Genomic DNA, 22,805 nt, shown 5'->3' with positions numbered 1-22,805 from the left:
TCCTTTAAAAATTTATTCAACCAAAGAGAGCGAAATTTTGTTTCCTTTTTGCTCGCTCACACACACTTTTACCTGATCGCCTACGTTTAATGGGCTCTTTATCTTTGAGATGTGAAGCAGACCATCAACACCGTCTTTTAGCTCGATAAATACTCCAAAATCAACCACGCTTTTTACGCTTCCAACAAACTCATCTCCGATATTAAATGTCGGTTTTACGCGGTCTTTGTCGTGTTTAAACGGCTTTTTGCCAAATGAGCGAGAGTTCTCTTTTGAAGTGATCGAGATGATGTAGTCTTTTGCCGCATCGACGTTTTTCTTAGCGCCACCTGCGATTTTAACCTCGCCTTTTTCTCTATCAAGGTCGATTGAAACTTCAAATTTCTCAATGATCTCTTTTATAGTCTTGCCAGCTTGACCGATGATATCTACGATCTTGCTTGGATCAACGCTAAATAGCTCAAGTTTTGGTAATACATCTTCGTTTATCTCTATATTTTTATCAGCTTGTGTCATTAGATCAAGGATGTGCTCTCTGCCGCGTTTTGCTTGATAAAGTGCCTCTTTTAGCACCTCCAGGCTGATGCCTCCAAGCTTTATATCCATCTGAAGCGCTGTGATGCCATCACTTGTGCCAGCAACTTTAAAGTCCATATCGCCGTCGTGGTCTTCAAGTCCCATGATATCGGTTAAAACAGCATGTTTCTCGCCTTCAAATATAAGACCCATCGCAACACCTGCAACTAGTTTTTGGGTATTGACCCCAGCAGCTCTAAGTGCTAGCGAACCACCGCAAACACTAGCCATAGAGCTTGAACCGTTGCTCTCTAAAATTTCTGAAACGACCCTTATCGTATATGGAGAAGCTAGATCGATGCTTGGTGCAAGGGCGCGTTTGGCTAAATTTCCATGTCCAAGCTCGCGCCTACCTGGAGCTTTAAGCGGGCTTGCTTCGCCTACGCTAAAGCCTGGGAAATTGTAGTTAAACATAAATTTCTCAACCAAAGGAGCTTTTTCAGTTAGGATGTCATACATCTGAGCGTCGCTATCTGTGCCAAGAGTGGCGATAACTAGCGCCTGAGTTTGCCCTCTTGTAAAGAGGCATGAGCCGTGAGCGTTTGGAAGGACATTTGTCTCGATGCTAATAGGTCTAACCTCTTCAAGTCCGCGTCCGTCGGCTCTAACGCCCTCGTTTATGATCTGCTCTCTTACTATTTTCTTTTTATATTTACCAAGGACATTTGAGATGACGGCCTCATCCCAACCCTCTTTTTGAGCTACCTCATCGCTTGAAATTTGCTTAGCGATCTTGCCAAGCTCGCTTGCACGCTCGCTCTTTGCCATTTGATTGATCGCGTTTTTAACCTCTGCTTTATAAAATTTATCGATGTAAATAGCGATATTTTCATTTTCTATCTCAGGTTTTAGCTCAAGTGCTGCGTCCTCTTTTTTATGCTCTTTAAACGCCTCTTCGTAAGCACTGCTAGCTCTTAGTATGGCCTTGCCAGCAAAGTCTATCGCCTCAACCATCTTATCTTCGCTAAATTCATTCATCACTTGCTTTTGCGCCATACTATCGCTTAGGCTTGGATCTATCATCGGCTCTATCGCTACCATCGGTATGAGCTGCGTAGTTTGCTGAGGTAAGCTTCTCATCTCGATCATCAAAAGCTCATCTTTTGTGCCAGCTACATAAAGATCGATCGCACTTTGTTTTAGCTCAGAGTTGCTTGGGTTTATGACAAATTTATCATCTATATATCCAACTCTTACGCCACAAACTGGGCGATTTACTGGGATGTCGCTAAGATAAAGTGCCACTGAAGCCGCATTTAGTCCAACAACTTGCAGATCAACCTCAGGATCAGCCGAAAGCACCATGACAACGATCTGTGTTGGGTATGCGTAGCCTTTTGGGAAAAGCGGGCGAAGTGATCTATCTATGATGCGAGCTGTTAGCGTCTCAAAGTCGCCTGGCTTGGTCTCACGCTTGACGTAACCGCCTGGGATTTTACCAGCAGCGTAAGCTTTTTCGATGTATTGCACCGTTAGAGGCAAAAAATCCTCTTCAACTTGCACATCTTCTCTTGCCACAGTTGCTAAAACTACGGTGTTTTTCACTCTTAAAAGCACTGCCCCGCTAGCTTGTTTAGCTACTTTATTAAGGTCAAAAATTTCGACCTGATTATTGACTTCTATACTATATTGCATTATTTTTATCTCCTTGTTGTTTTTGTAACGGTAAATAGTGAGGGCTCTCTTCTAATATCGACATGATGCGCTCGCTCGTAGCCTCGATCTTTTTCTCGTAATACGAATCCACATCGATAAAATCAACGATCTTGTTTATCGTGTAAATTTCATCGACCATATCATTTAAATTTGCAAAGACATCGGTGGCTATCATCGGCGTTGCGTATGAGATGGATTTTACCTTCACATCAAGCAGCGTCTTTATGCAAATGAGTGCCGTCATGCCAGTCTCACACCCCTCATCAATCAGTAAAATATTCTTGCCCTTTAGCTCTCCTATCAAATTTCCTTTTCTATATTTATATACATTTTTTAAAATTTTCTCTTCATATTTTCTATGCGCCTCGCCGTAGATGTAGTCATAGCTTATGTTAAAAGCTTTTATGAGAGGATCGTTTAGCACGATATCCTCAGTTTCGCTAACTATCGCTACGTCGCATTCGCTGTTGTTTGGCGCAGGGATTGGCTCGCTAAAGAGCATCTCATAGCTTAAATTTAGCCCTCTACAAACCACATCAGTCAGGATAACTGACTCAAGCGACATGCAAAGAACTATCGTCTTAGCGTCATTTAGCTCTTTTTTTGGCAAGATCTCGATGAGCTTATTGGCTGCATCTAGTTGATCTTTAAATTTAACGCTTGCCATTATCTAGCCATCTTATTTGCTACTTGATGAAGCGGTGCTGCTTTGTGAAAAGTCATAGTGCAAGCCGCCCATCGGATAGAAATTTATAGTAAAGTAGATGCCACTTTTCTTAGTTGAGGCTGAGCCATTTGTCGTTGTTGTCGGCTCGACATCGTGTTGATAAATTAGCCCGTAGTTCCAGCACTTTCTTTGATGAAGCACGCCAACTCTCCAGCTCTTTGTGTAACTTCTCTCAACGTCGTATTGCCAGTCGCCAATTAGGCTATATTGATGAGGGAGCTTCACGCCTGCACTGCTTGTAAAGTAGCTATCTTTTGTTGCGCTGTTTTTAGCCTTGCTATCGCTCTTTTTCATCGTATGGAGCATATTTATCCAAAATAGATCGTGCGTATAGTAAAGTCCGTTTTGAACCTTTTTAAGCTCTCTATCTTTGTGTGAGTACTCAAGCTTGTTATAAAGGCTAAAATTCTCAAACGGATATAGATAGATGGCATTTTTTAAATTTGAATATTCATCATCTTTTGTGTAGTAACCTTGTGATATGCTATGTTTTACGACTTTTCTACCACTGCCGTTAAAGAAATACTGTGTCAAATAGCCAGAAACTTCCTCTTTGCTCTGATCTTGAGCTAAGAAATTTTCATACTCATTTAGATCTTTATCGTAGATAAACTCGTCGTCTAAATTTCCTTTTCTATATCCTGGCAGCAAGTACTCAGCACCAAAATTTAAAGTGTGATAAAAGCTCTCATACGCCTTTGCAAGGTCTGTGTGAAGGGCAAATTTATGGTAGTTATTTACAAAATTTGTGTGTTTATCTTCTCTTTTGTCATCAAATGAATTTATCTTGTTTTCGTAGTTTATCCTTGAAGCGTAAAGATACTCGTAAAATGAAAATGTTAAGCTATCATCAAACAGTGGCACATGCACTGAAGCTGGGAGTGTAAATTCATACTGAGTTGCCCTAACGCCTATCTTTCTATCATATCTGTGTGATTGAAGATCGATTGAATATAAGATATTTGGCAAGACTATATCATCTGTAAATTTATGATACTGAAGCGATGGAAGCTCTTGAAGCGTATCTTTGTTTTCGTTCTTTGAGCCGATCTTTTCGGTGTCTATGTAGTATTTCGCATAGGCACCAAAGTAGTGATCGTCATTTGCGATAAAGTAGTTAAATTTAGAGGTCACAAGCGAGTCATAGTCATCGTCTCTACCCTTTAAATTTAGATAGTCTATGTCATTTAGCTTGGTTGCATCTATCCACATACCCTCTTGCAGATCAGCCTCACTAAGGTATTTTATGAGCTTATCTCTTTCATATTTTAGCCCGACACCTTTGTGAGTTTTGTTTTTTAGCTCAGCTCTGTTTGAAGTCTCGCTTTTTTGCTTGGCTCGGTAGCTATTTTTATCAGTAAATGAACCAAAGCTGATCTCGCCTCTTGAATCAGGCGAATCAGTAAATCTAAAAGCACCGTAAATTCCAGCGCCTCTGTTTGTTCTAATCTGCGGATCAAACTCTAGATCCCACTCATTATAAGGCGCAAAATATACTGGCTGCTTATAGTAAAAACCCTCTGACTTGCCATATCCTAGCTCTGGTGGCAAAAGACCTGTTCTTCTTGTGGTATCAGTTGAGAAGCCAAAGTATGGCAAGTAAAAGACTGGCACGTTTGCTATGCGAAAGACTGGGTTAAAAAGGTGCAAAAATTTACTCTGTTTGTTTAGCATGGCTGAGCTTGAAGTGATGCTCCAGTCAGGATCTTGGACATTACAGCTTGAAACCATAGCCTTTCTTACTCTGTAATACTCGCTATCAGAACTGCTCTCGTCACTTCTCATCCACACTTCCATGTCTTTGTTCATCATAAAGAGTGACTCAAAGGCAGCGTTGTTGTTTTTTAAATTTAGCTTGGCGTAGTTTGAGCGAGAGACCTCGTCTTTGCCCTTCATCATATTGACATTGCCAAATAGCTCGATGACGGAGCTATTTTGATCATAAACAGCACAATCAACTGTCACAAGATACTCTTGCGAATATACAACGACGTTTTTGTTTGCCGTTACGATGCCCTTATCTTGCTTCACATCATCAGCTAATAGCTGCACATCTTGCACTGCTGCACTTAAACTAAAAACACAAATCGGAATTAAAAATAAAATTTTACGCATTTATCACCACTGTTTTTGCTATTTTGTCTTGCCACGTCTGCCTTGCAGGGTTTGAAAGTGCCCACGCAAAGCCAAGATAAAAACAAGCTTCACTAACTATCCTAAAGATCGCCCTAACAAGACTTTGAGTTAAATTTGGCTTATCTAAAATTTCTACATTTATACACATCGTCTTTGTTATCATCTGCCCAGGGCTTGCACCATAATACCAAACGAAAAATGTGTGATAGATGACCTTTAGAGCAAATATCTGCCAAAAGAAATTTATACTCAAATTTCTAGCGTCGTCATAGGTCGTGATCGCTGCAAATGCGTCCCAGTAGATGATCAAAAACAAAAATGTAACGATGAGCTCATCGACTGAGTAGGCTAGCACTCTTTTTGTAAAAGGGGCAAGTGAAATTTCTTCGTTTTGAAGCTTCTCTTCTATCTGCATACTCATTTTAGAGCCTGCCACGCGATATCTTTTCTATAATGCGCTCCATCAAATTTGACATTTTCGCAAAGCTCATAGGCCTTATCACGTGCCTCTTTTATGCTCTTTGCAGTCGCCACGCAGACTAGCACTCTACCGCCATCTGCGTAAATTTCATCGCCCTCTTTGCTCACACCCGCGTAAGCTATATGGGCATCTTTTACATCATTTAAAACTGAAATTTTAGCCTTTGGGCTGCTTTTATAAGGATAATTTTTGCTAGACATTACGACACCAACAGCAAATTCATCTTTTAAGCTGATAGGCTTTAGCTCGCCTTTTGCAGCGTTTAGTAAAATTTCACTCAAATTTCCATCTATCAAAGGCATCAATACCTCGCACTCAGGATCGCCAAATCTCACGTTAAACTCAAGCACATAAGGCTCATTTTTTACGATCATCAGCCCCACAAAAAGCACTCCGCAAAACGGATTGCCTTCGTTTTTCATCCCTTTTAGCGTAGGTTTTACCACCTCTTCTTCGACCCTTTTTACTAGCTCTTTTGAAGCAAGCGGACTTGGAGCGTAAGCACCCATACCGCCGGTATTTGGACCCTCGTCGTTATCAAGCAAGCGCTTGTGGTCTTGCGCCACTGGCAAGCTTACAAAATTTTCGCCGTCACAAATGGCAAAAAAGCTTAACTCAAAGCCGTCTAAGAACTCTTCAACCACCACAAATTTGCCAGCATCACCAAAGCTAGCCCCGCTTAGCATGTCGCTAACTGCCTCTTTGGCTTCTTCTTTAGAATTTGCGATGATCACGCCTTTTCCAGCGCAAAGCCCATCAGCCTTTACGACCATCGGAGCGCTTAGGGTATCAATAAATTTAAATGCTTTTTCTTTATCATCTGTGTTTAAATATTTTGCAGTTTTTATATTATTTCTAGCTAAAAAGTCCTTCATATAGGCCTTGCTAGCTTCAAGTCTGGCTGCTGCTTTGCTTGGTCCAAAGATGAGCAAACCCTCTTTTTTAAATATATCCACTACGCCTTCGCTAAGTGGCGCTTCAGGTCCCACGATAGTTAGCTCGATATTATTTTTTTTAGCGAATTCAGCTAGTTCATGAAAGTCTTTTATGTTTAAATTCTCGCCAAGGCGTGAGGTCGCACCATTTCCAGGCGCAAAGTATAAATTTATATCGTTTTTTTCACTTTTTAGCTTAAGAGCGATGGCGTATTCGCGGCCGCCACTTCCTATTATGAGAATGTTCATATTATCTCCGTAAATTTAAAAACCCAAGTGGGCGTCGCATAAAAGAGTGGCCCATAAACAAAGCCAATCTTGCAAATAGATGGATACCAAAAGGTTGCAACTTCTCGCTGTTTAAGGCTCAAACGAAGCCACATCGCAAGGCACCCATACCTTTTCGCTAACAAAAAAGTGTTGGACCCCGTAAAATGCTGACTCGCTTCACTCAGGCAATAAAATTATATAAATTCTTTGCTTAAAGTAACGTTTTGGCAAGTGCGATACAAGCGTTTATATCTTGACTTTGACTAACAAGTGGCGTGCTAAATTTTAGCTCTTTTGCAGTGACCTTTCCGATGCTTATCGTCTGATAGCTCTCGTCCCAGCCAAAATTAGTAAGGAAATTTCTCACATTTATCGGAGATGCAAATATCAAAATGCTATTTTTTGGTGGCTTTAGCTCCATTTTGCAAGGGTTTAAGACATTTTCATAAGCGATGATCGCCTTTATATTTACGCCGCCATCTTGTAAAATTTCTAAGAAATTTGAAGCGCTATCTTTGCCTTTTAGATAAAGCACCTTTTTGCCTTTTAAAAGTGGCAAAATTTCTCTTGCAAAGTCATCTCCATGAGCATTTTGTCCAGTGTAAATTTCACTAAAGCCAAACTCTCTTGCAGCCACTGCACAACTATTTGCGATAGCAAAAACTGGCAAATTTATAGGCGAAATGCCATTAAATTTTAAAGCTTTAAATGTATTTTTTGAGGTTGCTACAAGCGCGTCATATTCGCTTAAATTTATCTCAAATTTCAAAAACTCGATCTTACTAACGCTTAAATTTATAACGCTCTCATCAGTTGTTTTTGTGTTTGAGACAAGATAAATTTTACGCAACTCTTTTTAGTCCTAAAAATGAGATAAAAGCAAGCACGCTGCAAACTAAAATAGCTATTGACGTCGAGTAAAAAATGTCACCAAGACCAACTAGTGGAGAGATGACGCCGCCTAAGAAAAATGGGCAAAATCCAAGTACCGCCGAGGCTGAGCCAGCATACTCCCTGCCCTCGTTCATCGCAAGTGATGAGGCCGTTGGTAAGATAAAGCCAGTAAAGAGCAAAAGCAAGAAAAATGCGATGATAACGCCGATCACTTCAAATTTAGAGCAAAGCATGAGTGCAACAAAAATGCTAGCAAACAAGGTGCCAAAAAGCCCAGTTTTTAGCGCTTTGCGTTCATTTATTAGGCTTGCAAGCCTAGCACCTATGACGATGGCTAGACCATTTGCCCCAAAGCAAAAACCGTAGCTTAATGGACTTAGCGAGTAAAAATCCTGAAATATAAAAGAAGATGCCGCGATATAGGCAAACATCGCACCCATAGTAAATGTCTGGATCGCGATAAAGAGCATAAATTTCTTTTTTCTTAAAATTTTGCCAAAGACGCCGTAAGTCTGAAGCAGTGGTACTTTTAGGCGATCTCTCTGGCTTAGGCTCTCTTTGAAGTAAAAATTTGCGATAAATAGCACAATGCCAATGATAGTTAGTGCCATAAAGATGCCGCGCCAGTCGGTAAATTTAAGTAGAAAGCTGCCACCTATTGGCGAAAGTATCGGAGCAAGGCCATTTACAACCATCATAAGGCTAAAGAATTTTGTCATCTCGTGACCCTTATAAAGGTCGCTCACAACGGCTCTTGAGATGACGAGACTGCCCGCACTTGCAAGGCCTTGGATGATACGCATAAAGATAAAAAACTGGATATTTTGCGCAAAAAATATAAAAATCGTGCTTACCGTATAGACGATGAGCGAGATGGTAAGTGGCGTTTTTCGGCCAAATTTATCGCTGATTGGGCCAATTATTAGCTGACCGATCGCAAGGCCTGCCATCGAAGTAGTTATAGTTAGCTGCGTGGCAGAGATACTTGTACTAAACCACTCGGTTATGGCTGGAAGTGCTGGCAAGTAAAGGTCGGTCACAAACGGCCCAAAGGCTGAAAGCACGCCTAAAAATATCAGTAAAAATAGTTTGGAATTTTCTTTTCTCATCGCTCTTCTTTTTTAAAAACGATTATATTATCACTTTGCTTTTTGGGTTATTAAGGGTAAATTTAATGTGATTTATAAAAGAGAAAAGCCCTAAAATAGGGCTTATTTTACATTTTGTCTTTTGTGACGATAAGTAGCATTTTGAATTTATCTTTCACTTTTAGTCCGTGTGGGATCTTGCCTGGAAGCACGATGCTATCGCCCTTTACTAGATGAAAGCTCTCATCAGCTATTTTCAAATCAAGCTCGCCATCAAGTGCGATAAGTAGCGCGTCGCCTGGTGCTGCGTGGGTCGAGAGCTCTTGGTCTTTGTCAAAACTAAGCAGCGACATCGAGCCATTTTCGTTTTTGACAAGCGTCTTGCTAACTATCTTGCCACTCTCGTAGCTAACGGCACCTGCGAGGCTAAAAACGCTCGCTTTGTCTAAATGATCTATCATAACATTCTCCTTAAAATCTATTAGTAAATATTTTGTTTTTTTTGTAAATTTGAGCTTTCGCCAGGTTTTTGCCTCGATAAGGCAGGCTTCGTCGCGTCCAAGCTTCATTTGCTTTTTGCCGTATTCAAGCTGCGCTTCGCCGTCAATGACAAAGGCAAGGCTGTCTATAAAAAGCATCTCGTGATCGAGCTCCTCACCCTCGTCAAATGCGTATATATCGACACTTGCGTTTTTGTTTTGAAAGAGCCTTTTGCTAACGACGCTTTTTTCAACTATCTTTGTGTCTTTGTCAAGATTATAAATTTGACTCATTTTTTATCCTTTTTTGCGAAGGATTATAATGTAAGTTTTGATAACAGTTCTTAACATAAGTTAAGAAATTTGACTATTTTAGTCCTTTTTTTAACTTTCTTATCAAAAATCTAGCAGGATGAAGCTCATGAAATAGCGATCTTTCTATGCAAAGTGGGCGAGCAAGCACAAGATCTATTATCAAATTTGCTCCAAGTATCGCCGTGCCAAGGCCACGTGATCCGTGAGCGAAATTTACAAAGACATTTTTTTCGTGGCTTGCTTTTGGATTATTATCTTTATTTTTACTCCAAAATAGCCCTTTGTAGTTTTGCTTGTAAAACTCCTCATCGTGCAAGGCGCCGATTATCGGAAACCTATCTCCGCTATAACTTCTATATCCCACACGTGAGCCGATGATAGTGGCTTCTCTGGTGTCAAAAAACTCGCTCACGTCGCTTAAATTTTTAGCGTTATCTTCATCTTTAGGTGTGTCGCAAATTTCATTTCTAGCGTAGGTTGCGCCGATGACTTGCACCCCTTTGACGGCTGGGCAAATGTAGCCTTTTGCACTTAGCGGCATTGTATTTTTTAAAACTGGCTTTAGGTGCGTGACTTGACCTCTGACGCTACTTATTTGCATGTCGTAGCCTTTAAAAATTTCACTGCTCTTGCTGCCTGTGCAAAAGATCAAGATATCAGCCTCCAAGCTTTTTTTATTTTTAAATTTAACGCTTATCTTGCCATTTTTCAGGTGCGCCCTGCTCTCGTACTCGTGGTTAAATAAAATTTCAAATTTGGTTGAGAGAAATTTGCAAATTTCTCTTGGTCTAGCATAAGCCGCCTCTTTTATAAATATCCCAGGATATGGTTTTAAATTCTCGTCAAATTTAAAAATATCCTCCGCGTTTTGACCTTGCCACGATGCGTATCGCTTGACAAGCTCATCATCAAACGCATAGTCGATGCAGCCATTAAATTTGATAAGGCTTTTTGACAAATTTGCCTTGTAAAATCTCACTGCTTGCAAAAATGCATTTATGTGCATGCGGCCTAAATTTACCCCAGGCTTCGTAACTAGCGGCATCAAGGCGCCGCAGTGGTTACCTGAGCCATTTGTCGCGACTTCACTCTTTGCTTCGGCGATCACCACTTTAAAGCCATTCTTGGCTAGCTCGCTGGCTGTTGCAAGTCCAGCCACTCCTGCTCCTATAACAAGCGCTGTTTTGCCTTTTACGCTGGCAACTGGCTCGCACCTAGCAAACCAAGCGTCCTTTAAATTTTCATCCTTTTTTTCTAGCACGGCGCTACTCATCTGGCGTTTTCTAGCGTAGCCCTCTTTTAGGCTCAACAAAAAGCCAGCATTTTTTAGCCCCTCTTTTACCATTTTTGCGCACGAGTAAGTTCTAACTATGGTGCCAACCTTGCTTAGCCTTGCGATCTCTTTGAAGACATCCTCGCTCCAGATCGAGCCATTTTTGCTTGGGGCAAAGCCGTCTAAAAACCAGATATCAGCGCTAAATTCAAGCTCAGGCAAAATTTGCTCTGCCTCGCCGCAGCAAAGATCAAGGGTGATATTTGGTGCGAAATTTATGCGGTGTATGCCTGAGATTAGCGGTGGATAGAGTGAAACTAGCTTTTTAGCATAAGCTTTAAAAATACCTAAATTTTCATAAATTTTTAAAAGATCTTCTTTTTTGATAGGACTTTTTTCGATACTAACAAAGTGAAGCTTTTTAGAGCTATTTTTAAATTTTTTACAAAGCGTGAAGAAATTTAGCCCAGCGCCAAAGCCAGTCTCGGCGACTATAAAGCTATCTTTGCTCTGCCAAATTTCATCAAGTGCGCTCGCAAAGACAAATTCGCTCTCAAGCCAGGGTTTTTCGGTATTAAAGTAGATATCGCCAAACTCTTCGTTAAATGGAATTTGCCCTTTAAAGCTTAAATTTGCATTTTTCATCTATTTTTTGCGAAATATCCATCTATGCCGTTTGCGATGCCGTTTGCAAGGGCTTTTTGATAGGCTTCGTTAAATAGTTTTTCGCCCTCTACTGGATGTGTGATGTAGCCGATCTCGACAAGAACCGCTGGCATAAGAGCGCCCACAAGCACCCAAAATGGCGCCTCGCGCACGCTGCCGTCGCTGGCTGCATAGACCTTTCTAGCGCTTGCTAAAATGTCCTTTTGGATGTCGATACCAAGCTTGTTTGAGGCGATGATCTTCTCGCGGTTTAGCACGTTTAAAAACGTCTGCTGCGAAAAGTAGTTCATCTCTTCGATGTCTGATTTATTTTCAAGTGCAGCTGCGTTTTTACTGCGCTCGCTCCTTGCAGGCGATAAGAAAAATGTCTCGATACCGTGCATGCTCTTTGCTTTAGCAGCGTTTGGAGCGGCGTTTGCGTGGATGGAGACAAAGAGGTCAGCCATCTTGTCGTTTGCAAATTTTGTTCTTGATCTTAAATTTATAAAAACATCAGTTGATCTGGTGAAATAGACCTTGTAGCCACGAGATTTTAGTATCTCGCCAAGCTTTTTGGCTACACCTAAAACGGCTGTTTTTTCTTTTAAACTGCCATTTACCGCACCAGGATCCGTGCCGCCATGCCCTGGGTCGATGACGATCGTTTTGTTGCGTGAAAATTTACCCGCTGTAACTGGAGGCAAAGGCTCTTCTACTGGCTCGCTTTGTGCTGGCTCAGACTTTAAATTTGGCTCTGGCTCTTTTGGCTTGGCCTCTTCTTTTTTATTTTTATTAAGCGGCGCTCTTACGTTTTCATTTGAGATGAAATTTTGAGCGCTTATTATTAGCAAGTCCCCAGTTGCATTTGCCTTTATCGTCTTTTGCACCTTGTCAGAAAAAATGATCCTAACGGTGTTTTTGTCATACTGCGAGATGTGGATGTAGTCTGAGATGAAATTTTTATAAGTTAGTGGATTGCCATTTAGCCTGCCATCAATATCCATGATGTTTTTGTAGGCGTTTTGCTGTTTGGCAAATGATGTTTTTAGCCTTGCGGTATCTAGCTTTGTGTTAAATTTAAGCACCAAGGTGTCATTTACCTTTGTCGCACTTAGTAGCGTTAAAGCTGGCGAAGCTGCTGGCATGCTAGCACCTTTTACGCCATTTATCAAATTTAGATCTCTTATATATGCGTTTGAGTCAAAGCCAAGCGCTTTTGAGCTTGTTATAAGTCTAGTAAGTGCCTGCTTTTTCGTGTTTTTATCATTTTTGATGATCGCATCAACGTAGATATTTTTTATATCGTTGTGAAGTTTGATCTTTGCGCTTCTGTTTAGAGCCATAAAATTTCTATCAAATTTGGCAAAAGTCTCCGAATTTGTCGACGCAAAAAGAAAACTAAATGCTAGAAAAAGAGATATTAAAACCCGTTTCATTCACCATGTACCAGCTTATGCATTAGCTCTTTTACGCTTATTAGCTCTTTTAGTTTGTAGCCATTTGCCCCTGTGAAAAATAGCCCGCTCTCTTTTTTGCCGCTATATGCGTCAAATAGCCTATCTGCGATGCAATACCCCACCTGCTTTGCCTCTTTGCCTCTTTGGCAAGGGCTCACGCAGTTGCTTATGCACTGGATCTTTGGACCCATTCTTTTATCGACTAAATTTATCAAATTTGTTCTTATCCCGCGAGCTGGATAGCCAACTGGGCTCTTTATAAGCTCGATGTCTTTCTCTTCAGCCGCTAGCAAAACCTCTTTAAAGCCGATATCTGCGTCACACTCGTGAGTGCCAATAAAGCGTGTGCCCATCTGAACGCCGTCTGCGCCTAGTGATATCGCCTTTTCGATGTCGTTTTTATCCCAAATTCCACCAGCTGCGATGAGCGGAAAGTCGCCCCACTCTTTGATCTCGGCTTTTACTTGCGGGATGAGGTTAAATAGTGAAAACTCGGGATCAAGGCACTGCTCGTATGTAAAGCCCTGATGTCCGCCACTTAGCGGTCCTTCAAGCACGACAGCATCAGGCAAGCGCTCATATCTTTGAAGCCAGCGCTTACAGATGATCTTTAGTGCTTTTGCGCTTGAGACGATCGGCACAAGTGCTATCTCTTTAAAATTTTGTGTAAATTCGGGTAAATTTGTAGGCAAACCTGCACCTGAGACAATGATGTTTATACCAGCCTCGCAAGCATCCTTAACCACTCTTGCGTAGTCGTTTGCAGCATACATTATATTTACGCCAAGTGGCAAGTCGCCACAAATTTTACGTGCATTTTCGATGACAGCTCGAAGGCCTCTTGTAGAGTAAAAATTTTCACTTCCAAAAGGCTTTGCATTTAGCTCTTTATCTATAAATTTGCGGTTTTCATAGTAGCCTGTGCCAACTGAGCTAATTATGCCAAGACCGCCTTCTAAGCTCACATTGCCAGCTAGTTTATCCCAGCTGATGCCAAGCCCCATACCGCCTTGAAATATCGGGTATTTTATCTCGTATTTACCTATTTTTAACGGCTTTAACTCCATTTATTCAACCTTTATCTTCGCAAATTTACGCTTTCCAACCTGCAAGATATACTCGCCTGCTCCTAATTTTAACTGCTCATCACTAATTTTTTCTTGATTGATGCTAACTGCGTTTGCTTTTATATCTCGCCTTGCTTGAGAGTTTGACTCACTTAGCCCACACTGAGATAAGGCTTCAACTATCCAAATTGGAGCTTTTAAGCTAAATTCTTTCATATCTGTTGGGAGCTGATTTTGAGAGTGCACGCTGTTAAACTCAGCCATAGCAGCCTTTGCCGCCTCCTCGCCGTGATACCTCGCTGTTATCTCGTATGCAAGATCCTCTTTTGCCTTTTTTGGATGATATTTACCACTATTTACGTCATTCATCAGCTCTTCTATCTCGCCAAGTGTTTTTGTGCTTAGTAGCTCGTACCAGCGCCACATAAGCTCATCACTTATACTAAGCGTTTTTGCAAACATATCATTTGCATTTTCAGTTACGCCGATGTAGTTGCCAAGGCTCTTGCTCATCTTATTTACGCCATCAAGCCCCTCAAGAAGTGGCATCATGATGACAGCTTGCTCTTTGCCGATATTATATGTTCGCTGCAAGGTTCTACCCATTAGAAGGTTAAATTTCTGATCTGTGCCTCCCATCTCAATGTCACACTTCATAGCAACGCTATCATATCCTTGAAGAAGCGGATACATAAACTCAGAGATTGATATAGGATTGCCTGCTTTTATCCTCTTTTCAAAGTCATCTCGCTCTAGCATTCTAGCTACTGAAAATGTGCTAGTTAGCTCTATTATCCCAGCGGCTCCTAGCTCATTTGACCATTTTGAGTTAAACATTATCACAGTTTTTTTAGGATCTAAAATTTTAAAAACTTGCTCTTCGTAGGTTTTGGCATTTTTTAAAACGGTCTCTTGATCTAGCTTTTTTCTAGTGGCTGACTTGCCTGTTGGATCGCCTATTTGAGCGGTAAAATCACCTATTAAAAACTGCACTATAGCGCCATGTTTTTGAAGCAAAGCCATCTTGTTTAAAACGACTGTGTGACCTAGGTGAAGGTCTGGAGCTGTTGGGTCAAAGCCTGCTTTTACGTAGAAATTTTCGCCTTTTTCATAATAATTTTTAATTAAGCTTTCAACTCTCTCAGCATCGATCATCTCAGCAACGCCGCGGTTTATCTCTTGTAAAATATCATCTATATCTTGAACCATTTTTCTCTCCTAATTATGATATGGGTCGCTTTGCGAAACAAAATCAATAATCTTATATCTATCTTTGATCTTCTCTTTGATCTCGTTTGCATCGATGTTTTCTGCTATTTCGACGCTTATTTCAAACGTATCTCCGCTAAGATCATTTGCTTCGTTTAGCGAGATTGTAGCTAAATTTATATCAAGTCTAGCAAGATATGTTAAAAATTCAGCCAACGCACCTTTTCTGTTTTCTAAATTTAATAAAATTTTATACCTATGTGGGGCATTTCTCGTCCATTTGACAAAGATAATCTCATCGCCTTTATCCATGAGCTTGCCAGCGCGCTCGCAAAGCTTGTGATGCACTGTCACGGTGTGACCATTTTTAAAGCCAACTATGCTATCGCCCCTTTTTGGATTGCAGCAATAATCAAACTCGACATTTGAAATTTTGTGATTTGAGTAGATCACTATGTTTTCAAATTTTTGCTTTTTGATCTGGTATTTGTCGCCCAAAGAGATCATAAATGGACGCTCTTTTCTTATGTATTTTTTAAGCATATTTGCCACTTCTTGCAGATACTCGCTATCAGTTGCCGCGCGAAAGACCTTTTTACCTAAATTTTCGCTCTCTATCCACTCTAAAATTCTATCTTTTGAGACGTTAAATACTGATTTTAAGATATCTATCGCCATTTTGTAGTTTATATCTCTTATCTTTTGCTTACAAAATGACCTTATCGTCGCCTTTGCCTTGCCTGTTCGCACACTATTTATCCACGAGCAGCGAAATTTAGCCTCTTCGCCAGTTACTATCCTAACGATATCGCCATTTTTTAGCTCTGTTAAAAGTGGCATCCTAACGCGGTTTATGTAAGCCTCTTTTGCGTAAAGTCCGATCTCTGAGTGAATCTCATAAGCATAATCAAGCGCCGTAGCACCACGTGGCAATGTAAAGACCTCGCCCTTTGGAGAATAAACTGCGATATCTTCGATATAAAGGCTATCTTTTGCGTATTCATAAAGCTCTTCGACGTTGCCCTCGTTCTCGCTATTTTGCATGCTGATGTCATTTAGCCAGTCAAGCTTTGGATTTAAGAGGCTGCCCTCGCCGTTTTTATATTTCCAGTGCGCAGCAACACCATATTCAGCGGTTTTATGCATATCATAAGTGCGAACTTGCGCCTCAAAGATGCTTTTGTTATCAAAAATGGTCGTATGTATCGTTTGATAGCCATTTTGCTTTGGAAGCGCGATATAGTCTTTAAATCTAGAAATTAAAGGATTAAAATTTATATGTAAATTTCCAAGTGCCAGGTAGCAATCAAGCGGCTTTTCCACGAGAATTCTAATAGCAAGCAAGTCAAGCACCTCTTCGATAGAAATGCCCTTTCTTTGCATCTTTAGATAGATCGAGTAGTAGTGTTTTATGCGTTTTTGTATCTCAAAAGTGCCCTCGATAAAGCCATTTTCAAGTAAAATTTGACTTACCTTTTCGTGAAAAGCATTTAGTTTTAGGCTAAGTTGCTGCTTGTTTTTGTTGAGGTAGCTATCGATCTTTGCGTATTCTTCTGGCATCGCATACTTAAAGCTTAGATCTTCAAGCATGTTTTTGATCGATGAAATTCCTAGTCTATGAGCGATCGGAGCATAGACCATAAGCGTCTCTTCAGCTATGCGTTTTTGCTTTTCAGGCCTGAGCGCTTCAAGCGTTAGCATGTTGTGAAGTCTGTCGCAAAGCTTTACGACAAGGACTCTCACGTCTTCTATGGAGATTAAGAGCATCTTTCTAAAAGTTAGCGCCGAGCTTGCCAGTTTTTCGTTGCTATCTGAGCTTGCAAGCTTATTTTCTCTAATAGCAACTATCTTTGTAAGCCCTTCAACTAGCTTTGCCACCTCATCGCCAAATTCAGCCTGAAGCTCACCTAGCGTTACGTCGGTATCTTCGACCACGTCATGAAGGAGTGCAGCTATGACCATGCTCTCATCGCCGCCCATATTTGCTACGATAGAGGCTACTAAGATGGGGTGGATGGCGTATGGTTCGCCGCTTTTGCGGTATTGTCCAGCGTGAGATGTGACGCAGCTGTCGATAGCTTTGTCTAAAATTTCACTTCTTTCACAAAGAGAAAAGAGCAGTTTTATCGCTTCTGAAACGTTTTTACAAGCTAAAATTTGCTCTATCAACTGCTCTAAAAAAAGACTATTTTCCTTCAACTATTGCCTCTAAGCCTATTTTACCCTCAGCCACTTCAAGTAGTGCGATGTCAGCAAATTTCATCTTTGAAGTATCAGCATCAACTAAAGCTATGGCGCCATTTGCTAGCGCTTCTGCACGCTTTGCAACGATAAGTGAAAGCTTATATCTGTCATCTCCTACTTGTTTTAGCGCTCTTGCTGTGATTTGTTCTGTTCTCATTTTTATCCTTTTTGAAATTTATTTTACAACTGAGTATAGGGCTGCTTCTTCTTCATTTATTATTTTTAATAAATTTCCAGCCTTAAACATATTACAAACTAAGATCGGCAGTGCGTTGTCTTTTGCCAAAGCTATGGCAGTGTCGTCCATAACCTTGATGTCATCGCTCATCGCCTTTTCGTAGTTTAGTGATTTTAAAAGTTTTGCATCTTTGAATTTTTTAGGATCTTTGTCATAAACGCCATCAACTTTTGTCGCTTTTATGATCATATCTGAGCCGATCTCGATAGCTCTTAGCGTGGCTGCTGTATCTGTTGTGAAAAATGGATTGCCCGTGCCTGCAGCAAAGATAACAACTCTGCCCTTTTCTAAATGGCGCTGCGCACGTCCCACGATGAAAGTCTCGCAGATCGCCTCCATCTTGATCGCGCTTTGCACTCTTACCTCAAGCCCGCTTCTCTCCAAAGCTTCACGCATCGCGATCGAGTTGATGACAGTTGCTAGCATGCCCATGTGATCGCCACTTGTTCGTTTGATGATACCGTCTTTTGCAGCGCTCACACCACGCACTATGTTACCACCGCCTATTACGATGCCAACTTCGATCCCACCATCGATGAGTTCTTTTATCTCGCTTGCTATAAATTTAAGCACAGCTGTGTCTATACCAAAACCATTTTCTCCAGCCAAGGCTTCGCCTGAAAATTTGACCAATACGCGTTTTCTTTTACTCATTGTCATGCTCCTTGAAATTCACGCATTTTAGCCAAAAAGGCTTTAAATTTAGCTAATAACGCTTACAAAGTGACTATTTTGAGATCATTTCAAGCGGGTCGATATGGTAGTTCCTTTGCGTTACTTCAAAGGTGAGATCGTTTCTAACTCGGCCTATGACGTAGCCTTTTTGCACGAGCGAGCCTACCTTAACCGTTGGCGCGATCTGGCTTAGGTGAGCGTAGATCGTGTGGATGCCGTTTTCATTTTCTATAATGACGACATTTTCAAGCATAGGAGTTGCTTTTGCAAAGACCACCTTGCCATTTAGCACGCTTTTTACCTTCGCATCTGGGGTACTTGAGCGAAGCACGACTGACTCGTTAAAAATTTTGATGTTATATATCGGATCTACGTAATTGCCAAATTTTTGCTTTACAGAGTAGCTATCAAGCGGAGCGATCGTCCTTGCGCCTGAGTATCTCTTAACTGAGCTTGTTTGATAGCCCCCACCCATTGGCTGGCTCTTTGACCCTTTTTTGTCACCTTTACTAGCTGCTCTTTCTTGCTTTTCTCTGGCAGCACGTGCGGCTTCATCCTCTTGCTTTTGCATGATAGCAAGCTGCTCTAGTGTCTTTCTTAGCTCATCTTGTTGGGCTTGAAGCTTGGCTAACTTTTTACTGTAAATTTCTTTATCACGCTTTAGTCCGCTTATTGTATTTTTCTGCGTGCTCTCTAGACTTTGTAGATCATTTTGCTTGCGTCTATAGTTTTTTATGCTTGAGTTTATCTCATTTATCTTGCTTGATTTGTTTTTTATCTTTTCTATCGTATCTTCGTAGTTCTGGCTAAGCCTTTTAAAGTCCTCTTTTGCTATGGCGTTTAGTTTGGTTAAAATTTGCGACGAGATGATGCTCTCTTTGCTTTGTTTGCCCTCGCTTGCTGACATCATAAGATCAAATGATAAATCTTCTGCGATGATCCTTATCATATTTTGCTCTAGCTCTTTTTGGGTGCGCTCTAGCTCTTTGTTTTGCTTTGTTAGATCATCAAGCTCAAGAAGCGCTTTTGAAGCATTTGTCTCAAGAACTGAAATTTGACCCTTTAAATTTGTGATATCACCACTTATACCACGAAGTTTTTTCTCGCCAGTTACGATATCGCCAGCCAAGTCATCAAGCTTTTTACTAAGCTGCTCACTCATCACCTGGCTCGATCTTAGCGAATTTTTGGAGTCTTTTATCTTCTCTTTAGTATTTGATGCAAAAGCTAGGCCAAATGCTAGCAAAAGTGTAAAAATTCCTTTTTTCATATCGTGCTTTTTCTAGCCTTACTCATCACTAAACTAACAGCAAAAATGCTTAAAACAACAGCCACGCCAAATAAGATAAAGATATCTCTTGAAAGATCAAGGCTAGGCAAAACTACATCGATACTTGCGGCATTTTCTCTAAAAATTTCAAAATTTGGTAAGAAAAAGAAAAAAGCACCAACAACAATGGTCGCAACTATGCTATCAACCATGGCTGATTTATAAAGCATGGCTGACTTTAGCCAAAATGGCGCGCCAAAAAGCGTCATTATTTCAATGCGTTCTCTATGCTCAAATAGCCAAATTTTAGTCTGCTTAAGCATAAGCATAAGCCCTACAACACAAAGTATCGCCATAAATGCATACGATATACTTTTGGCTAAATTTAGCATCTTAAAGACCTTATCATGGGTCTTTGAAAATGTCTCAACCTTGCTTATACCATCAAATTTCAAAAGCTTTTGCTTTATCTCCTCCATATACTCTGGCGATGGAAATTCACTTAGTCTTAGCGAGTAAAATTTAGGCAAGGCATTTTGTAGGATGGATAAATTTTTAGCCGAGATATCGTTTGATAGGCGGTCTATGATCTTTTGTGGGCTTAGTGGCTCGACGCTAGCTAGCGTGCTAACCACTGGCTTTAGCACTGGCTCGCTTAGCTCTTTGTTTGAAACCACCACGATGTTGTAGTCATTTCCCATAAGCCTCTCATACTCTCTTACGACCTTGTCCGCTGTAAGGCTAAACTGCACTGAAAATAAAAGCGCGATTAACGGCAATATAAATCCCATGTGGTTTTTAAGCGATCTCATGCACGCCTCCATTTTCTATGACGAAGTGGCGGTATGGGATGCGAAGCGTTGATGGGATGTGATGCGTCACCACAACCACGCTTGTGCCTAGAAATTCTCTAGCTGATTTTAAAAGCGACCAGATGACGTCGCTTGAGTATTCGTCTAAATTTCCTGTTGGCTCGTCACATAAGAGTAAATTTGGATTGTGCGCGAGAGCTCTTGCCATGGCGACTCTTTGCTGCTCGCCGCCACTTAGCTCGCGAGGGTATTTATCGGCCTTGTGAAGCATATTTACGTGCTTTAAAAGTTTAGCTACTTGCTTTTTGCTCACATTTTGATTGACGCCTTTGATGATGAGTGGCAGCATGACGTTTTTTTCGACATTCCACTCATTTATCAAGCGATAGTTTTGAAATATAATGCCAACTCGCTGCCTAAGCTCGCAAAGTCTCTTGTCATCGATGTCATCCATTTGCGTCATGCAAACATTTAGCTCGCCAGCAAGGGGCGAAATTTCTCCGTAAAATGACTTTAAAAGCGTGCTTTTTCCGCTTCCACTCTTGCCTGTAATAAAGACAAAGTCATTTGCGTAGATGTCTAAATTTACGCTATTGATCACAACCTCGTTGCGCTCATAAGCTAGGCTTAAATTTCTTGCGCTAATTATCTCTTGCATCAGCCAAATACTCCTTCAAAAGCTCGTGTGCTGCTAAATTTTCACGTATTAAGATCGGTTTTTTTATAAAATATTCGCTTTTCTCATCGCTTATTTTGATGAAACACTGCTCTGGTTTGTTAAACGCTCCAAAGGCGACTTTTAGCAAAATTTCACCCTCATTTATGGTGTAAATTTCCTCAAAATGTAAAAAGTGATCCTCTTTTTTGACGATGAAATTTTTAAAATTTTTAATGATATTTTTTACGTTTGTCTTTTCTTTAAAGCTAAAATCCCCAGCCAAAACGCTCTCGCTACTTTCAACCTCACAAGTATAAATAACGTCGTAGATATTCTTATCTTGGCGTCTCCAGCGGTCTTCATATTTGCTTGTTACTTCTAAATTTCTATTTTTAAAAGCTTCGATTTTTGAGTTTGCGGGCTCTAAAAATTTACTCAAACTAAAGTCGCAATACTCTTTGCTATCAGTCCGTAGCTCAAATTTACCGCCAACTTTTAGTATCCTCTCGCACTCAAGCGCAAACGCCGATGAGACCACGCGTCTATGCTCAGCCTTGTCCCAAGGCACTGGAAAGTGCAAAAATACTCTATCAACTAAATTTGATCCAACAAGCGAGAGTAAGAGCCTGGCGTCGGTGTTTATCAGACGCACGTTTTCTAGGGCATTTGCTCTAGCTAGCTTTGCTACTTGCTCGATGCTTGGCTTATAGACCTCTATGCCTATAACTAGGGCATTTGGGTTGTTTTTAGCCTGATAGAGCAAGTGCCTGCCAGAGCCAAAGCCGATCTCTATAAAAATCTCTTTAAATTTATCCTTTAGCTCGCAAAATGCTGGCGCAAACTCTTCAAGACTTAAAATTTCACTAACTTTTTTGGTCAAATTTGTCTTTTTTACAGCAAATGCTTGGCTGATGATGTCGTTACAACTTTGTTCTTTAAAAAGCTCAAGTGCTTCTTGCAAAAGGCCAACTTTAGCAGGCTTTGTAAGTTTTTCTCCCTTTACGACGGTGCCAGTTTTACCAGGCTTTACGACTAGAAAAAAGCCTTCATCTTCATTTTTTGTGTAGATGAGCCTCTCGTTTCGGCCACTTGCTTGCCAAAGAAATTTGATCTTGTCGTTACCAAATGGAAACGAGAGCTCTTTTAAGGATGAAGCGATGAAATTTGGCATTATTTTATGCTAACTTCTGCTTTTGATGACTTATCAGATGCGATGCCGTACTCATCAACTGCTACGACGCTGTAAGAGTAACTAGCTCCTTTTTGAACGCTGTCATCTCTAAGCCCAGTATCACTTATACCGCTAAAGACTTTCTCGCTAGCACCACTTCGATAAACTGTATATGAGCTAGCTCTATCAACTGCGTTCCAGCTTACATTTACACCGCTACCATCGTAGCTAGCGCTTATGCTTGGAGTTTTTGGCGCGCCAAGTGTGCTACCAACGATCGGCTCTTCTTGCTTCAAGCTCTCAAGACCGTCTTTATCGACCGCTGTCACTCTATAGTACCTTGTCGCAGCGTTTGTGTTTATGAGGTCCTCATAGGTGTTGCTAGTCGTTTTTGCTAGATATGTGTAAGGCAAAATTTTACTAGTCGTTCTATAAACCTTAAAGTACGAAAAATCCTCAGCTGGCGCATAATCCCACGTTAAAATGATCTTTTTTGGTGCATTTTTAGTCGCTTGGACGTTTGTTACTG

Annotated in this window: 20 protein-coding genes; all 20 read right to left on the bottom strand. The window is 40.8% G+C overall.

What is annotated here, in order from left to right; genetic code table 11:
• Window positions 1-12: 12 nt before the first annotated feature.
• On the bottom strand, window positions 13-2,211 hold the full coding sequence (locus tag CVT08_RS02345) for a polyribonucleotide nucleotidyltransferase (protein WP_107856594.1): 2,199 nt from the start codon (window positions 2,209-2,211) through the stop codon (window positions 13-15).
• Window positions 2,201-2,899, bottom strand: coding sequence for a sodium:proton antiporter (locus tag CVT08_RS02340; RefSeq protein WP_002941705.1), 699 nt, complete (start codon window positions 2,897-2,899; stop codon window positions 2,201-2,203). The genes CVT08_RS02345 and CVT08_RS02340 overlap by 11 nt, the downstream gene beginning before the upstream one ends.
• 12 nt (window positions 2,900-2,911) lie before the next feature.
• On the bottom strand, window positions 2,912-5,074 hold the full coding sequence (locus tag CVT08_RS02335) for an LPS-assembly protein LptD (protein ID WP_107856593.1): 2,163 nt from the start codon (window positions 5,072-5,074) through the stop codon (window positions 2,912-2,914).
• A complete protein-coding gene (locus CVT08_RS02330) occupies window positions 5,067-5,516 on the bottom strand; it encodes an RDD family protein (protein WP_107856592.1) in 450 nt (149 codons plus the stop codon). Before CVT08_RS02330 ends, CVT08_RS02335 begins: the two co-directional genes overlap by 8 nt.
• Window positions 5,513-6,760, bottom strand: a complete 1,248-nt coding sequence (gene purD / locus CVT08_RS02325) for a phosphoribosylamine--glycine ligase (protein WP_107856591.1) — start codon at window positions 6,758-6,760, stop codon at window positions 5,513-5,515. Before purD ends, CVT08_RS02330 begins: the two co-directional genes overlap by 4 nt.
• Window positions 6,761-6,992: 232 nt before the next feature.
• A complete protein-coding gene (locus tag CVT08_RS02320; protein WP_107856590.1) occupies window positions 6,993-7,631 on the bottom strand; it encodes a uroporphyrinogen-III synthase in 639 nt (212 codons plus the stop codon).
• Window positions 7,624-8,784, bottom strand: coding sequence for a multidrug effflux MFS transporter (locus tag CVT08_RS02315; protein ID WP_107856589.1), 1,161 nt, complete (start codon window positions 8,782-8,784; stop codon window positions 7,624-7,626). The genes CVT08_RS02320 and CVT08_RS02315 overlap by 8 nt, the downstream gene beginning before the upstream one ends.
• A 107-nt stretch (window positions 8,785-8,891) precedes the next feature.
• Entirely contained in the window at window positions 8,892-9,536 is a 645-nt protein-coding gene (locus CVT08_RS02310; RefSeq protein WP_107856588.1) for a cupin domain-containing protein, read from the bottom strand.
• Window positions 9,537-9,609: 73 nt separating this feature from the next.
• On the bottom strand, window positions 9,610-11,475 hold the full coding sequence (gene mnmC, locus CVT08_RS02305) for a bifunctional tRNA (5-methylaminomethyl-2-thiouridine)(34)-methyltransferase MnmD/FAD-dependent 5-carboxymethylaminomethyl-2-thiouridine(34) oxidoreductase MnmC (protein ID WP_107856587.1): 1,866 nt from the start codon (window positions 11,473-11,475) through the stop codon (window positions 9,610-9,612).
• The gene (locus CVT08_RS02300) at window positions 11,472-12,911 is read right to left on the bottom strand and encodes an N-acetylmuramoyl-L-alanine amidase family protein (protein ID WP_107856586.1); all 1,440 of its coding nucleotides are present in this window, start codon (window positions 12,909-12,911) and stop codon (window positions 11,472-11,474) included. The genes mnmC and CVT08_RS02300 overlap by 4 nt, the downstream gene beginning before the upstream one ends.
• Window positions 12,908-13,999 (bottom strand): nitronate monooxygenase, encoded by a 1,092-nt coding sequence (locus CVT08_RS02295; protein ID WP_021092139.1) that lies wholly within the window; start codon window positions 13,997-13,999, stop codon window positions 12,908-12,910. Before CVT08_RS02295 ends, CVT08_RS02300 begins: the two co-directional genes overlap by 4 nt.
• Entirely contained in the window at window positions 14,000-15,208 is a 1,209-nt protein-coding gene (gene tyrS / locus CVT08_RS02290; protein ID WP_107856585.1) for a tyrosine--tRNA ligase, read from the bottom strand. It abuts the gene before it with no gap.
• A 9-nt stretch (window positions 15,209-15,217) separates the two neighbouring features.
• A complete protein-coding gene (locus tag CVT08_RS02285; protein ID WP_004317242.1) occupies window positions 15,218-17,407 on the bottom strand; it encodes a RelA/SpoT family protein in 2,190 nt (729 codons plus the stop codon).
• The gene (locus CVT08_RS02280) at window positions 17,394-17,609 is read right to left on the bottom strand and encodes a DNA-directed RNA polymerase subunit omega (protein ID WP_004317259.1); all 216 of its coding nucleotides are present in this window, start codon (window positions 17,607-17,609) and stop codon (window positions 17,394-17,396) included. The genes CVT08_RS02285 and CVT08_RS02280 overlap by 14 nt, the downstream gene beginning before the upstream one ends.
• 18 nt (window positions 17,610-17,627) lie before the next feature.
• Window positions 17,628-18,344, bottom strand: a complete 717-nt coding sequence (gene pyrH / locus CVT08_RS02275) for a UMP kinase (protein ID WP_103567680.1) — start codon at window positions 18,342-18,344, stop codon at window positions 17,628-17,630.
• A gap of 73 nt (window positions 18,345-18,417) precedes the next feature.
• A complete protein-coding gene (locus tag CVT08_RS02270; RefSeq protein WP_107856584.1) occupies window positions 18,418-19,635 on the bottom strand; it encodes a murein hydrolase activator EnvC family protein in 1,218 nt (405 codons plus the stop codon).
• Complete coding sequence (locus tag CVT08_RS02265; RefSeq protein WP_107856583.1) at window positions 19,632-20,447, bottom strand: cell division protein FtsX; 816 nt, start codon at window positions 20,445-20,447, stop codon at window positions 19,632-19,634. The genes CVT08_RS02270 and CVT08_RS02265 overlap by 4 nt, the downstream gene beginning before the upstream one ends.
• A complete protein-coding gene (locus CVT08_RS02260) occupies window positions 20,434-21,105 on the bottom strand; it encodes a cell division ATP-binding protein FtsE (protein ID WP_004317228.1) in 672 nt (223 codons plus the stop codon). Before CVT08_RS02260 ends, CVT08_RS02265 begins: the two co-directional genes overlap by 14 nt.
• Entirely contained in the window at window positions 21,089-22,276 is a 1,188-nt protein-coding gene (trmB, locus tag CVT08_RS02255; RefSeq protein WP_107856582.1) for a tRNA (guanosine(46)-N7)-methyltransferase TrmB, read from the bottom strand. Before trmB ends, CVT08_RS02260 begins: the two co-directional genes overlap by 17 nt.
• Window positions 22,276-22,689: a hypothetical protein gene (locus tag CVT08_RS02250; protein ID WP_087581575.1), complete on the bottom strand. Its 414-nt coding sequence runs from the start codon at window positions 22,687-22,689 to the stop codon at window positions 22,276-22,278. Before CVT08_RS02250 ends, trmB begins: the two co-directional genes overlap by 1 nt.
• Between the last annotated feature and the right edge of the window lie 116 nt (window positions 22,690-22,805).

This window comes from Campylobacter concisus, assembly GCF_003048835.2.
In the GTDB taxonomy this organism is placed as follows: Bacteria; Campylobacterota; Campylobacteria; order Campylobacterales; family Campylobacteraceae; genus Campylobacter_A; species Campylobacter_A concisus_D.
Note: the sequence above shows the minus strand (reverse complement) of the source record. Positions and strands in the feature narration are given on the sequence as shown.

Coding starts and splice junctions, on each gene's coding strand:
- purD (WP_107856591.1), bottom strand. CDS start 6,760: ATGAACATTCTCATAATAGGAAGTGGCGGCCGCGAATACGCCATCGCT.
- mnmC (WP_107856587.1), bottom strand. CDS start 11,475: ATGAAAAATGCAAATTTAAGCTTTAAAGGGCAAATTCCATTTAACGAA.
- CVT08_RS02330 (WP_107856592.1), bottom strand. CDS start 5,516: ATGAGTATGCAGATAGAAGAGAAGCTTCAAAACGAAGAAATTTCACTT.
- CVT08_RS02315 (WP_107856589.1), bottom strand. CDS start 8,784: ATGAGAAAAGAAAATTCCAAACTATTTTTACTGATATTTTTAGGCGTG.
- CVT08_RS02260 (WP_004317228.1), bottom strand. CDS start 21,105: ATGCAAGAGATAATTAGCGCAAGAAATTTAAGCCTAGCTTATGAGCGC.
- CVT08_RS02335 (WP_107856593.1), bottom strand. CDS start 5,074: ATGCGTAAAATTTTATTTTTAATTCCGATTTGTGTTTTTAGTTTAAGT.
- CVT08_RS02340 (WP_002941705.1), bottom strand. CDS start 2,899: ATGGCAAGCGTTAAATTTAAAGATCAACTAGATGCAGCCAATAAGCTC.
- CVT08_RS02295 (WP_021092139.1), bottom strand. CDS start 13,999: ATGGAGTTAAAGCCGTTAAAAATAGGTAAATACGAGATAAAATACCCG.
- CVT08_RS02270 (WP_107856584.1), bottom strand. CDS start 19,635: ATGAAAAAAGGAATTTTTACACTTTTGCTAGCATTTGGCCTAGCTTTT.
- CVT08_RS02300 (WP_107856586.1), bottom strand. CDS start 12,911: ATGAAACGGGTTTTAATATCTCTTTTTCTAGCATTTAGTTTTCTTTTT.
- CVT08_RS02280 (WP_004317259.1), bottom strand. CDS start 17,609: ATGAGAACAGAACAAATCACAGCAAGAGCGCTAAAACAAGTAGGAGAT.
- trmB (WP_107856582.1), bottom strand. CDS start 22,276: ATGCCAAATTTCATCGCTTCATCCTTAAAAGAGCTCTCGTTTCCATTT.
- CVT08_RS02345 (WP_107856594.1), bottom strand. CDS start 2,211: ATGCAATATAGTATAGAAGTCAATAATCAGGTCGAAATTTTTGACCTT.
- CVT08_RS02265 (WP_107856583.1), bottom strand. CDS start 20,447: ATGAGATCGCTTAAAAACCACATGGGATTTATATTGCCGTTAATCGCG.
- pyrH (WP_103567680.1), bottom strand. CDS start 18,344: ATGAGTAAAAGAAAACGCGTATTGGTCAAATTTTCAGGCGAAGCCTTG.
- tyrS (WP_107856585.1), bottom strand. CDS start 15,208: ATGGTTCAAGATATAGATGATATTTTACAAGAGATAAACCGCGGCGTT.
- CVT08_RS02310 (WP_107856588.1), bottom strand. CDS start 9,536: ATGAGTCAAATTTATAATCTTGACAAAGACACAAAGATAGTTGAAAAA.